The following is a 12,369-nucleotide window of genomic DNA, read 5'->3' on the forward strand; positions in this document are numbered from 1 at the left end:
AGCGCTCTTACCGGGCCGAAGCGAGTTGAGAGAAGGCGGTGCCGAGCCACTGCTGCACGCCATGCATGGTGGCGGCAGAGGTGTCGAGGAACGGTTGCGGGTAGACGCCGAGGTAAATCAGCAATACCGCCAGACCGAGCACCATGATCAGTTCGCGCGCGTCCATGCCGTGCAGCACCGCGTCGGATTTCGACGGGCCGAAGTAGGCACGGTGGATCATGATCAGCGAGTAGACCGAACCGAACACCAGACCGGAAGTGGCAATCGCCGTCACCCATGGAGCGCTGGCGAAGGAGCCGATCAGGATCAGGAATTCGCCGACAAAGTTACCGGTGCCCGGCAAGCCCAGCGACGCCGCCGCGAAGAACAGGCTGATGGCCGGCAGGTAAGCGATACGCGACCACAGACCGCCCATCTCACGCATGTCACGAGTGTGCAGACGCTCGTACAACTGACCGCTGAGGATAAACAGCGCCGCTGCCGACAGACCGTGCGCCAGCATCTGGATCACTGCACCTTGCAGCGCCAGTTGGCTGCCGGAGTAGATGCCGATCAACACGAAGCCCATGTGGGAAACGGAAGAGAAGGCAATCAGACGCTTGATGTCGGTTTGTGCGAACGCCAGGAACGCGCCGTAGAAGATCCCGATCAGACCGAGGGTCATGGCGATCGGCGCGAACTCCGCCGAAGCGTTCGGGAACAGCGGCAGGGCGAAACGCAGCAGACCGTAGGCCGCGGTTTTCAGCAGGATACCGGCGAGGTCGACGGAACCGGCAGTCGGTGCCTGGGCGTGAGCATCAGGCAGCCAGGAGTGGAACGGTACGACGGGCAGCTTGACCGCGAAAGCGATGAAGAAGCCGAGCATCAGAATGTACTCGGTGGTCATCGACATCTTGGTTTTCAACAGGTCGGCGTAGTTGAAGGTGATCACGCCGGTGTTGTTGAAGTTGACCAGCACCAGACCGAGGATCGCCACCAGCATGATCAGGCCGGACGCCTGAGTGAAGATGAAGAACTTGGTCGCTGCGTAGATCCGGGTTTTCTTGCCGTCCGAAGAACTGTGACCCCAGAGCGCGATGAGGAAGTACATCGGCACCAGCATCATTTCCCAGAAGAAGAAGAACATGAACAGGTCGAGGGCGAGGAACACGCCGACCACACCGCCCAGGATCCACATCAGGTTCAGATGGAAGAAGCCAACGTGACGTTGGATTTCTTTCCACGAGCAGAGTACCGAGAGGATACCCAGCAGGCCGGTCAGCAGGATCATCAACAGCGACAGGCCGTCGAGGGCCAGGTGCACGTTGATGCCGAAACGCTGGATCCAGACATGCTTGAACTCAAGCGCCCAGGTCGGATCGGCGCCCGGCGCCGGTGCGAATGAATAGTCACCGTGGGCCCACAGCCAGAGGCCGAGCGCGAGTTCCAGGGTCATGGTCAACAGCGCAATCCAGCGCGGGAGGGTAGCGCCGAAGCGCTCACCCATCCAGCACAGCAGGCCGCCGATGAAGGGGATCAGGATTAGCCAAGGCAGAATCATGACGGGCTCGTTTCCTTTCGCAAATTCGCAAGGTTCATATCAGACCGCTACCAGCACGATGGCGCCGATCACCAGCACGGCACCAGCAGCCATCGAGGCGGCGTACCAACGCAGTTGACCGGTCTCGGTGCGGCTCAGGGCAGTGTGACCACCCTTGGCCATACGCGGGATCAGACCGATGGTCTGGTCGAGCGGGTCTTTGCGCAGTACATGGCTGATCGCAAGGTACGGCTTGACGAACAGTTTGTCGTAGATCCAGTCGAAGCCCCAGGCAGCGAACCACCAGGCCGAAAGGAAACGGCCGATGCCGCTGTTGGCGATCGCCGTGACGAAGCGACGCTTGCCGAGGAACAGCAGCGCTGCCAGCAGGATACCGGCCAGGGCGATGGCGCCCGAGGCGATTTCCAGACTGTGTTTGGCTTCGCCACCGGCATGGCCAACGCTTTGCGGCAGTACGCCGTGCAGCGGTGGCACGATCATCGCGCCGACGAAAGTCGACAGCACGATCAGTACCGACAGAGGCAGCCAGTGGGCAATGCCGTGGCCGGCGTGGGCTTCGGTCTTGGCTTCACCGTGGAACGCGATGAAGATCAGGCGGAAGGTATACAGCGAAGTCATGAACGCACCGACCAGACCTGCGTAAAGCAGACCCTGGTTGCCGCTGGCGAACGCTTCCCAGAGGATTTCGTCCTTGGAGTAGAAGCCTGCGGTAACCAGTGGCAGAGCGGCCAGCGCGGCACCACCGACGATGAAGCTGGCGTAGGCCAGTGGCAGTTTCTTCCACAGACCGCCCATCTTGAAGATGTTCTGCTCGTGGTGGCAGGCAACGATCACCGCACCGGAAGCAAGGAACAGCAGGGCCTTGAAGAAGGCGTGGGTCATCAGGTGGAAGATCGCGCCTTCCCAGGCGCCAACGCCCAGCGCCAGGAACATGTAGCCGATCTGGCTCATGGTCGAGTAGGCGAGGATACGTTTGATGTCGGTCTGCACCAGCGCGGCGAAACCGGCCAGCACCAGGGTCACGCCACCGACGATGCCGACGAGGTGCAGGATGTCCGGCGCCAAGGCGAACAGACCATGGGTACGGGCGATCAGGTAGACACCGGCGGTGACCATGGTTGCGGCGTGGATCAGTGCCGAAACCGGAGTTGGGCCGGCCATCGCATCCGCGAGCCAGGTTTGCAGTGGCAGTTGCGCCGATTTACCGACAGCACCACCGAGCAGCATCAGGGTTGCCAGAACGATCCAGAAATCGCCGACCTTGAAGTGCTCAGGCGCACGCACCAGCAGTTCCTGGACGTTCAACGTGCCCAGTTGCTGGAACAGGATGAACAGGCCGATGGCCATGAACACGTCGCCGATGCGGGTGACGATGAACGCCTTGAGTGCCGCGTTACCGTTGTTGCGGTTGCTGTAGTAGAAACCGATCAACAGGTACGAGCACAGGCCCACGCCTTCCCAGCCGAAGTAGATGAACAGCAGGTTATCGCCGAGGATCAGGAACAGCATGCTGGCGATGAACAGGTTGGTGTACGAGAAGAAGCGCGAGTAACCGTCTTCGCCACGCATGTACCAGGACGCGAACAGGTGGATCAGGAAGCCGACGCCGACGACCACACCGAGCATGGTCACCGACAGGCCATCCAGGTACAGCGCGAAGTTCGGCTGGAAACCTTCCACCGACATCCAGCGCCACAGCACCTGGGTGTACACGCCACCCTCCGGCGGTGCGACGTTGAATTGCCAGATCACGTAAGCGGTGACGATGGCCGACAGGCCGATCGAACCGACACCGATCAGCGCCGAGAGGTTTTCCGAGAAGCGGCCGCGCGAGAACGACAGCAACAGGAACCCGATCAGAGGGAATACGAAAGTCAGAAAGAGTAGGTTCATCCGCGCATCTCACTGGCAGCGTCGATATCGAGCGTGTGGAAGCGGCGATACAGTTGCAGCAGGATCGCCAGACCAATACTGGCCTCGGCTGCGGCAAGGCTGATCACCAGGATGAACATGATCTGTCCATCCGGCTGCGCCCAGCGGGCGCCCGCGACGATGAAGGCCAGGGCAGAGGCGTTCATCATCACTTCCAGACTCATCAACACGAACAAAATGTTGCGGCGGACCATCAGGCCGACCAGACCAAGGCAGAACAGGATGCCGGCAACGGCTAAACCATGTTCGAGAGGGATAGCAGGCATGTCTTACTCCTTCGCCTCGTTACGGCCCAAATGGAACGCCGTGACGGCTGCGGCGAGCAGCAGCATCGAGGCGAGTTCGACCACCAGCAGGTACGGGCCGAACAGGCTGATGCCCACGGCTTTCGCGTCTACGGTGGTGTGGCCGATGGCCTGGCCGCTCTGGTGAGCGAACAGCACATACAGCAGTTCGGCCAGCAGCAGCGCGGCAAGAATCACCGGTCCTGCCCAGATGCCGGGCTTGAGCCAGGTGCGTTCCTGCTGCACTGAGGCGGGACCCAGGTTGAGCATCATCACCACGAACACGAACAGCACCATGATGGCGCCGGCGTAGGCGATCACTTCCAGCACACCGGCAAACGGCGCGCCGAGGGCGAAGAAGGTCATGGCCACGGCGATCAACGAGATGATCAGGTAGAGCAGGGCGTGCACAGGGTTGGTGTTGGTGACCACACGCAGCGTGGACACCACAGCAATACCCGATGCGAAATAGAAAGCGAATTCCATCGTTCTTCCTTAAGGCAGCAAGCTCTTCACGTTGATCGGTTCGGCTTCGTTCTGCGCAGCGCCTTTCGGCTTGCCAGCGATTGCCATACCTGCAACACGATAGAAGTTGTAATCAGGGTTTTTGCCGGGGCCGGAGATCAAAAGATCTTCTTTCTCGTACACCAGGTCCTGACGTTTGAACTCGGCCATCTCGAAATCCGGGGTCAGCTGGATCGCGGTGGTCGGGCAGGCTTCCTCGCAGAGACCGCAGAAAATGCAGCGCGAGAAGTTGATCCGGAAGAAGTCCGGGTACCAGCGACCGTCTTCGGTTTCAGCTTTCTGCAGCGAGATGCAACCCACCGGGCAGGCCACGGCGCACAGGTTGCAGGCTACGCAGCGTTCTTCGCCATCGGGGTCGCGGGTCAGGACGATGCGGCCACGGTAACGCGGCGGCAGGTAGACCTGCTCCTCGGGGTATTGCAGGGTGTCGCGCTTGCGAAAGCCATGGCCGAAGACCATGACCAGGCTGCGCAACTGGGTACCGGTACCCTTAACGATGTCGCCAATATATTTGAACATGGGTCAAATCCTCACTGAACCGCAACCGCAGGCGTGTTCATCAACACAACCGCAGCGGTCACCAGCAAATTGATCAGGGTCAGTGGCAGGCAGAATTTCCAGCTGAAATCCATCACCTGGTCATAACGCGGACGCGGGATGGAAGCGCGCAGCAGGATGAACAGCATGATGAAGAACGCGGTCTTCAGTGCGAACCAGACGAAGGACAGTTGCGGCAGGATGCCGAACGGACCATGCCAGCCACCGAAGAACAGGGTGACCAGCAGCGCCGAGATCAGGATGATGCCGATGTATTCACCGACGAAGAACATGCCCCATTTCATACCGGCGTATTCAATGTGGTAACCGTCGGCCAGTTCCTGTTCCGCTTCCGGCTGGTCGAACGGGTGACGGTGAGTCACGGCGACGCCAGCGATGAAGAAGGTACAGAAACCGAAGAACTGCGGAATGATGAACCACAGGTTCTGAGCCTGGTACTCGACGATGTCGCGCATGTTGAACGAGCCGACCTGGACCACGATGCCCATCAGGGCCAGGCCCATGAACACTTCGTAGGACACGGTCTGCGCCGAGGCACGCAAGCTGCCGAGCAGGGCGAACTTGTTGTTGCTCGACCAGCCGGCGAACAGCACCGCGTAGACCGACAGACCGGCCATGGCGAAGAAGAACAGCAGGCCGATGTTCAGATCCGCCACGCCCCAGGTCGGGGTGATCGGGATGATCGCGAAGGCGATCAGCAGGGCGGACATGGCCACCACCGGCGCCAGGGTGAAGATCACCTTGTCGGCAAACGGCGGGGTCCAGTCTTCCTTGAAGAACATCTTCAGCATGTCGGCGGCGATCTGGAACATGCCGAACGGGCCAACGCGGTTCGGACCGTAACGGTCCTGCCACCAGCCCAGCAGGCGACGTTCGACAAAGCTGAGCAAGGCGCCTGCGACCACCACGGCCAGCAGGATCACGATGGCTTTGATGACCGTCAGGATCACATCGATCACTTCAGGGGTGAACCAGGTCATTGCGCTGCCTCCTGCAGACCGTCGACGGACACGCCGGCGAATGCCGGTGGAATGCCGGCGATGCCCGCAGGCAATGCCACCAGACCGGCGCCCAGTTCTTCATTGATGCGCAGCGGCAGACGCAATGTCTGACCGGCCACGTTCAGGCTCAGCAGGGCACCGTCGTTGACGCCGAGGCGATCCGCTTCGGATTTCGCCAGCGCGACGTAAGGTGCCGGGATGCGTTCCTGTACCGGGGCGGCTTTCGAAGAGTTTTCTTCGCTGCCGAACAGGTGGAAGAACGGCACGGCTTGCCAGGTACCCGGCGCCGGGTTGAACGCACGCGGCGCAGCGGCGAACCAGTTCAGCGAATCACCGGTGCTTTCGATCAGGCGTGTGCCCGGGTCGCCAGCACGCAGATGACCACCGACTTCGTCCTGGAACTTGTTCCACGCTTGTGGCGAGTTCCAGCCCGGCGACCATGCGAATGGCACCTGCTGACGCGGTTCGGCGGAGCCCGAGTAACCTTCCATGGAGAAGGCGAACGCGGTGTCCTGGTCTTGCGGGGTGCGTGGTTCGTGAACGCTGATGTCGGCGCGCATGGCGGTGCGGCCGGAATAACGCAGCGGCTCACGGGCCAGTTTCAGACCCTTGATGCGGAAAGCAGCCGACGGTGCAGCATCGACGATACGTGCCAGTTGCGCGGTGCTCGAGGCAACGGCAGCGGTGACGTGGTCGAGTTGCGTCCAGTCGATCGGCTGGTTCAGCAGGGTCGCGCGCAGGGCGTGCAGCCAGCGCCAGCCTTCGTGCACCAGAATGCTCGCGTCCAGGTATTGCGGATCGAAAACCTGGAAGAAGCGCTGAGCGCGGCCTTCCTGGCTGACCAGCGTACCGTCGCCCTCGGCGAAGCTCGCCGCTGGCAGAACCAGGTGCGCGCGATCAGTGGTGGCGGTTTTCTGATGGTCAGCGACGATCACCACTTTCGCGGCGTTCAGTGCGGCATCGACCTTGGTTTTGGCGGTGCGGGTGTACAGATCGTTTTCCAGCACGACGATAGCGTCGGCCTTGCCATCGATGACCGCTTGCAGCGCGGCGTCGACCGATTCGCCACCGAGCATGGCCAGACCGAGGCTGTTGGCTTCCGGCACGATCAGGCTGATCGAACCGTTCTTCTCGCGCAGCTTCAGGGCTTTGGCGATGTTCGCGGCAGCTTCGATCAGGGCTTTGGAGCCCAGCGAAGTACCGGCGATGATCAGCGGGCGCTTGGCGGCGAGCAGGGCATCGGCGATGCGCTGCGCCAGTTCCAGGGCTTCGGTGTCCAGACCTTCAACGGCCGGGGCACTGGCGTCCAGCGCGTGAGCCACGGCGAAACCGATGCGCGCCAGATCGTCGGGAGCTGCGTGTACGCATTCTTCAGCGACGTCGTCGAGCTTGGTTTCGGCGAGGCTGGCGATGAACAGCGGGTTCAGCGCGTGCTGACCGATGTTCTTCACCGCCGCGTCGAGCCACGGCTGTACGCGCATGGCTTCGGCCATGTCTTCAGCCTTGCCCTTGACCGACTGACGCAGAGCCAGCGCCATGCGCGCGGCGGTCTGGGTCAGGTCTTCGCCGAGGACGAAGATCGCATCGTGATCTTCGATGTCGCGCATGTTCGGCACTGGCAGCGGGCTGTCGTTCAGCACCTGCAGGACCAGACGAATGCGCTCCAGTTCGGAGGCTTCGATACCCGAATAGAAGTGCTCGGCACCGACCAGTTCGCGCAACGCGTAGTTGCTTTCAAGACTGGCGCGCGGCGAACCGATGCCGACGATGTTGCGTCCGCGCAGCAGGTCGGCGGCTTTGTCCAGCGCAGCGTCGAGGCTGAGCTTGGTGCCATCGGCCAGCAGCGGCTGACGTGGGCGGTCGGTGCGGTTGACGTAGCCATAACCGAAACGGCCACGGTCGCAGAGGAAATACTGGTTCACCGAACCGTTGAAACGGTTTTCGATGCGACGCAGCTCACCGTAACGCTCGCCCGGAGAAATGTTGCAACCGCTCGAGCAGCCATGGCAGATGCTCGGGGCGAACTGCATGTCCCACTTGCGGTTGTAGCGCTCGGAGTGAGTCTTGTCGGTGAACACACCGGTCGGGCAGACCTCGGTGAGGTTGCCGGAAAACTCGCTTTCGAGGGTGCCGTCTTCAACGCGACCGAAGTACACGTTGTCGTGGGCGCCAAACACACCGAGGTCGGTGCCGCCGGCGTAGTCCTTGTAGAAACGCACGCAGCGGTAGCAAGCGATGCAGCGGTTCATTTCGTGGGAAATGAACGGGCCGAGTTGCTGGTTCTGGTGGGTGCGTTTGCTGAAGCGATAGCGGCGCTCGTTGTGGCCGGTCATCACTGTCATGTCTTGCAGGTGGCAGTGACCGCCTTCCTCGCACACCGGGCAGTCGTGCGGGTGGTTGGTCATCAGCCATTCGACAACACTGGCGCGGAACGCCTTGGATTCTTCATCGTCGATGGAGATCCAGGTGTTGTCGGTGGCCGGGGTCATGCAGGACATGACGATGCGACCACGGGTGTCGTTCTCGTCGGTGTACTGTTTGACCGCGCACTGGCGGCAGGCCCCGACGCTACCAAGCGCGGGGTGCCAGCAGAAATATGGAATGTCGAGGCCCAGCGACAGACATGCCTGTAACAGGTTGTCTGCCCCGTCGACTTCGAGCGCTTTGCCGTCTACGTGGATAGTGGCCATGGTTCAAAGGTCTTCGTTGGCCCGGTGTCAGCGGGCGTGGCTAATGGAATCTTGTTATGCGTCCGAATCCAAACAGCCCCGAAGGGCGTCATCGGACGAAAGGCGAAGGGCACGGACCCTTCGCCTTTTTAAGCGTTTACGCGCCGACTACGATCGGCCTTGCCAGAGGCGGGACGGCGGCGCTGACAGGCGCAATACCGGCTTCGAACTCTGGACGGAAGTATTTGATGGCGCTGCCCAGCGGCTCCACGGCACCCGGTGCATGAGCACAGAAGGTCTTGCCCGGGCCGAGGAAACCGACCAGACCCAGCAGGGTCTCGATGTCGCCTGGCTGGCCCTTGCCCTGTTCGATGGCCATCAGGAGCTTGACGCTCCACGGCAAACCATCGCGGCACGGGGTGCAGAAACCGCAGGATTCGCGAGCGAAGAACTGCTCCATGTTGCGCAGCAGCGAGACCATGTTGACGCTGTCGTCCACCGCCATCGCCAGACCGGTACCCATCCGGGTCCCGACCTTGGCGATACCGCCGGCATACATTTGTGCGTCGAGGTGCTCAGGCAGAAGGAAACCGGTACCGGCACCCCCTGGTTGCCAGGCTTTGAGCTTGAAGCCGTCGCGCATGCCGCCGGCGTAATCTTCGAACAGTTCACGACCGGTGACGCCGAATGGCAGTTCCCACAGGCCCGGGTTCTTGACCTTGCCGGAGAAGCCCATGAGCTTGGTGCCCATGTCTTCGGAGCCTTCGCGGGCCAACGATTTGTACCAGTCGACGCCGTCGGCAATGATCGCCGGCACGTTGCACAGGGTTTCGACGTTGTTCACGCAGGTCGGCTTGCCCCACACGCCGACGGCGGCAGGGAAGGGCGGCTTGGAGCGCGGGTTGGCGCGGCGGCCTTCGAGGGAGTTGATCAGTGCGGTTTCTTCACCGCAGATGTAACGCCCGGCGCCGGTATGGACGAACAGCTCGAAATCGAAACCCGAACCGAGAATGTTCTTGCCCAGCAGGCCGGCCGCCTTGGCTTCTTCCACGGCACGGTTGAGGTGCTTGGCGGCGGTGGTGTATTCGCCGCGCAGGAAGATGTAGCCACGGTAGGTTTTCAGCGCGCGGGCACTGATCAGCATGCCTTCGATCAGCAGATGGGGCAGTTGCTCCATCAGCATGCGGTCTTTCCAGGTGTTCGGCTCCATTTCATCCGCGTTGCACAGCAGGTAGCGGATGTTGATGGATTCGTCCTTGGGCATCAGGCCCCACTTCACGCCAGTGGGGAAGCCGGCACCGCCGCGACCTTTGAGGCCAGCGTCTTTGACGGTCTGGACGATGGCGTCCTGATCCATCTCGGCGAAGGCTTTGCGCGCAGCGGCGTAACCGTTCTTGGCCTGGTACTCGTCGAGCCACACGGCTTCGCCGTCATCGCGCAGACGCCAGGTCAGCGGGTGCGTCTCGGCTGAGCGCTGGATGCGGTTGGCTGGACCAAAAGATGTCAGGGTCATACGTAGCCCTCGAGCAGTTTGGCCACGCCAGCAGGCTGCACGTCGCCAAAGGTGTCGTCGTCGATCATCAGCGCCGGTGCCTTGTCGCAGTTGCCGAGGCAGCAGACAGGCAGCAGGGTGAAACGACCGTCGGCGGTGGTCTGACCCAGGCCGATGCCCAGATTGTTCTGGATTTCGCTGACCACCGACTCGTGGCCGCCGATGTAGCAGACCATGCTGTCGCAGACGCGAATGATGTGGCGGCCGACCGGCTGACGGAAGATCTGGCTGTAGAACGTCGCCACGCCTTCAACGTCGCTGGCCGGGATGCCGAGGATCTCGCCGATCGCGTAGAGGGCGCCATCCGGCACCCAACCGCGTTCCTTCTGAACGATCTTCAGGGCTTCGATCGACGCCGCGCGCGGGTCTTCGTAGTGATGCAGCTCGTGCTCGATGGCCGAGCGCTCGGTTTCACTCAAGGTGAAACGGTCTGTCTGGATAAGCGTGCTGTTCATGCTTAGCGGTCCACGTCGGCCATAACGAAGTCGATACTACCCAGGTACGCAATCAAGTCCGCGACCATGCTGCCTTTGATCACCGAAGGGATCTGTTGCAGATGCGGGAAGCTCGGAGTACGGATCCGGGTACGGTAGCTCATGGTGCCGCCGTCGCTCGTCAGGTAATAACTGTTGATGCCCTTGGTCGCTTCGATCATCTGGAAGGATTCGTTGGCCGGCATGACCGGGCCCCACGAAACCTGCAGGAAGTGCGTGATCAGGGTTTCGATGTGCTGCAGCGTGCGCTCTTTCGGCGGCGGCGTGGTCAGCGGGTGATCCGCCTTGTACGGGCCTTCCGGCATGTTGCGCATGCATTGATCGATGATCTTGATGCTCTGGCGCATCTCTTCGACGCGGACCATGCAGCGGTCATAGGCATCGCCGTTGACGGCCAGCGGTACTTCGAATTCGAAGTTCTCGTAGCCCGAGTACGGACGCGCTTTACGCAGGTCGAAATCGCAACCGGTCGAACGCAGGCCGGCACCGGTGACGCCCCATTCCAGGGCCTCTTTGGTGTTGTAGGCAGCGACGCCGACGGTACGACCCTTGAGGATGCTGTTCTGCAGGGCGGCCTTGGTGTATTCGTCCAGACGCTTGGGCATCCACTCGACGAAATCCTTGACCAGTTTTTCCCAGCCGCGCGGCAGGTCGTGGGCAACGCCGCCGATGCGGTACCAGGCCGGGTGCAGACGGAAACCGGTGATGGCTTCGATCACCGTGTACGCCTTCTGGCGGTCGGTGAAGGTGAAGAACACCGGGGTCATGGCGCCGACGTCCTGGATGTAGGTACCGAGGAACAGCAGGTGGCTGGTGATCCGGAAGAACTCGGCCATCATGATGCGGATGACATCGACCTTCTGCGGCACCTTGATGCCGGCGAGCTTCTCGACCGAGAGCACGTACGGCAGGTTGTTCATCACGCCGCCGAGGTAGTCGATACGGTCGGTGTACGGAATGTAGCTGTGCCAGGACTGGCGCTCGCCCATCTTCTCGGCGCCACGGTGGTGGTAACCGATGTCCGGGACGCAATCGACGATCTCTTCGCCGTCCAGCTGCAGGATGATGCGGAACGCACCGTGCGCCGAAGGGTGGTTCGGGCCGAGGTTGAGGAACATGTAGTCCTCGTTGGCACCGGAACGCTTCATGCCCCAGTCTTCCGGACGGAAGCGCGCGGCTTCCTCTTCCAGTTGCTGCTTGGCGAGGTTGAGGCTGTACGGATCGAATTCGGTGGCGCGCGCCGGGAAGTCCTTGCGCAGCGGGTGACCTTCCCAGGTCGGCGGCATCATGATGCGCGACAGGTGCGGGTGGCCTTTGAAGTCGATGCCGAACATGTCCCAGACTTCGCGCTCGTACCAGTTGGCGTTGGGCCATATGCTGGTGACGGAAGGCATGCTGAGGTCGCCTTCGGACAAGGCCACCTTGATCATCACGTCACTATTACGCTCCAGCGACATGAGGTGATAGAACACGGTGAAATCGGCGCCGGTCGGCAGCCCTTGACGCTTGGTGCGCAGACGCTCGTCCACGCCGTGCAGGTCATAGAGCATGACGTACGGCTTGGGCAGGTTGCGCAGGAAAGTCAGGACTTCAACCAGTCTGGCACGGGCCACCCACAGCACCGGCATGCCGGTGCGGGTTGCCTGCGCGGTGAACGCTTCGGCGCCAAAACGGTTGTTCAGTTCGACGACCACATCCTGGTCGTCTGCCTTGTAAGGCGGGATGTACAGAGCACTGCCTGTAGTCATGGTTATTTTTCGCTTTCGGTCAACGTAAAGAATGAAGCCAGCTTCTCGTTACTTGGAACAGAACTG

At 61.5% G+C, this 12,369-nt stretch carries 10 protein-coding genes; all 10 read right to left on the minus strand.

The genetic code is table 11. The annotated features are described in order from the left end of the window. Nucleotides 1-7: 7 nt before the first annotated feature. The gene (gene nuoM, locus AAEZ10_RS00330) at nt 8-1,540 is read right to left on the minus strand and encodes an NADH-quinone oxidoreductase subunit M (protein WP_016775285.1); all 1,533 of its coding nucleotides are present in this window, start codon (nt 1,538-1,540) and stop codon (nt 8-10) included. 39 nt (nt 1,541-1,579) lie between these two features. Continuing rightward, the gene (gene nuoL, locus AAEZ10_RS00335; protein ID WP_024013419.1) at nt 1,580-3,433 is read right to left on the minus strand and encodes an NADH-quinone oxidoreductase subunit L; all 1,854 of its coding nucleotides are present in this window, start codon (nt 3,431-3,433) and stop codon (nt 1,580-1,582) included. Further along, nucleotides 3,430-3,738 (minus strand): NADH-quinone oxidoreductase subunit NuoK, encoded by a 309-nt coding sequence (gene nuoK, locus AAEZ10_RS00340; protein WP_003180046.1) that lies wholly within the window; start codon nt 3,736-3,738, stop codon nt 3,430-3,432. The genes nuoL and nuoK overlap by 4 nt, the downstream gene beginning before the upstream one ends. A 3-nt stretch (nt 3,739-3,741) precedes the next feature. Beyond that, nucleotides 3,742-4,242: an NADH-quinone oxidoreductase subunit J gene (gene nuoJ, locus AAEZ10_RS00345; RefSeq protein ID WP_007951462.1), complete on the minus strand. Its 501-nt coding sequence runs from the start codon at nt 4,240-4,242 to the stop codon at nt 3,742-3,744. 9 nt (nt 4,243-4,251) lie between these two features. Beyond that, nucleotides 4,252-4,800: an NADH-quinone oxidoreductase subunit NuoI gene (gene nuoI / locus AAEZ10_RS00350; RefSeq protein ID WP_016775283.1), complete on the minus strand. Its 549-nt coding sequence runs from the start codon at nt 4,798-4,800 to the stop codon at nt 4,252-4,254. An 11-nt stretch (nt 4,801-4,811) separates the two neighbouring features. Continuing rightward, complete coding sequence (gene nuoH / locus AAEZ10_RS00355; RefSeq protein ID WP_016775282.1) at nt 4,812-5,819, minus strand: NADH-quinone oxidoreductase subunit NuoH; 1,008 nt, start codon at nt 5,817-5,819, stop codon at nt 4,812-4,814. Further along, nucleotides 5,816-8,530 carry an NADH-quinone oxidoreductase subunit NuoG gene (gene nuoG / locus AAEZ10_RS00360; protein ID WP_350566891.1) on the minus strand — a complete coding sequence of 905 codons (2,715 nt, stop codon included), beginning with the start codon at nt 8,528-8,530 and terminating at the stop codon, nt 5,816-5,818. The genes nuoH and nuoG overlap by 4 nt, the downstream gene beginning before the upstream one ends. A gap of 136 nt (nt 8,531-8,666) precedes the next feature. Continuing rightward, nucleotides 8,667-10,022, minus strand: a complete 1,356-nt coding sequence (nuoF, locus tag AAEZ10_RS00365; RefSeq protein ID WP_024013417.1) for an NADH-quinone oxidoreductase subunit NuoF — start codon at nt 10,020-10,022, stop codon at nt 8,667-8,669. Then, the gene (gene nuoE / locus AAEZ10_RS00370) at nt 10,019-10,516 is read right to left on the minus strand and encodes an NADH-quinone oxidoreductase subunit NuoE (RefSeq protein ID WP_003223804.1); all 498 of its coding nucleotides are present in this window, start codon (nt 10,514-10,516) and stop codon (nt 10,019-10,021) included. The genes nuoF and nuoE overlap by 4 nt, the downstream gene beginning before the upstream one ends. A gap of 2 nt (nt 10,517-10,518) precedes the next feature. Then, entirely contained in the window at nt 10,519-12,303 is a 1,785-nt protein-coding gene (gene nuoC, locus AAEZ10_RS00375; protein ID WP_042609213.1) for an NADH-quinone oxidoreductase subunit C/D, read from the minus strand. Between the last annotated feature and the right edge of the window lie 66 nt (nt 12,304-12,369).

This window comes from Pseudomonas sp. H26/SER47-MNA-CIBAN-0231 (assembly GCF_040310465.1).
GTDB lineage: Bacteria > Pseudomonadota > Gammaproteobacteria > Pseudomonadales > Pseudomonadaceae > Aquipseudomonas > Aquipseudomonas atacamensis.

Bases quoted from the DNA above. Each gene is read 5' to 3' on its own strand.
- nuoM (WP_016775285.1), bottom strand. From the start codon at position 1,540: ATGATTCTGCCTTGGCTAATCCTGATCCCCTTCATCGGCGGCCTGCTG.
- nuoL (WP_024013419.1), bottom strand. From the start codon at position 3,433: ATGAACCTACTCTTTCTGACTTTCGTATTCCCTCTGATCGGGTTCCTG.
- nuoK (WP_003180046.1), bottom strand. From the start codon at position 3,738: ATGCCTGCTATCCCTCTCGAACATGGTTTAGCCGTTGCCGGCATCCTG.
- nuoJ (WP_007951462.1), bottom strand. From the start codon at position 4,242: ATGGAATTCGCTTTCTATTTCGCATCGGGTATTGCTGTGGTGTCCACG.
- nuoI (WP_016775283.1), bottom strand. From the start codon at position 4,800: ATGTTCAAATATATTGGCGACATCGTTAAGGGTACCGGTACCCAGTTG.
- nuoH (WP_016775282.1), bottom strand. From the start codon at position 5,819: ATGACCTGGTTCACCCCTGAAGTGATCGATGTGATCCTGACGGTCATC.
- nuoG (WP_350566891.1), bottom strand. From the start codon at position 8,530: ATGGCCACTATCCACGTAGACGGCAAAGCGCTCGAAGTCGACGGGGCA.
- nuoF (WP_024013417.1), bottom strand. From the start codon at position 10,022: ATGACCCTGACATCTTTTGGTCCAGCCAACCGCATCCAGCGCTCAGCC.
- nuoE (WP_003223804.1), bottom strand. From the start codon at position 10,516: ATGAACAGCACGCTTATCCAGACAGACCGTTTCACCTTGAGTGAAACC.
- nuoC (WP_042609213.1), bottom strand. From the start codon at position 12,303: ATGACTACAGGCAGTGCTCTGTACATCCCGCCTTACAAGGCAGACGAC.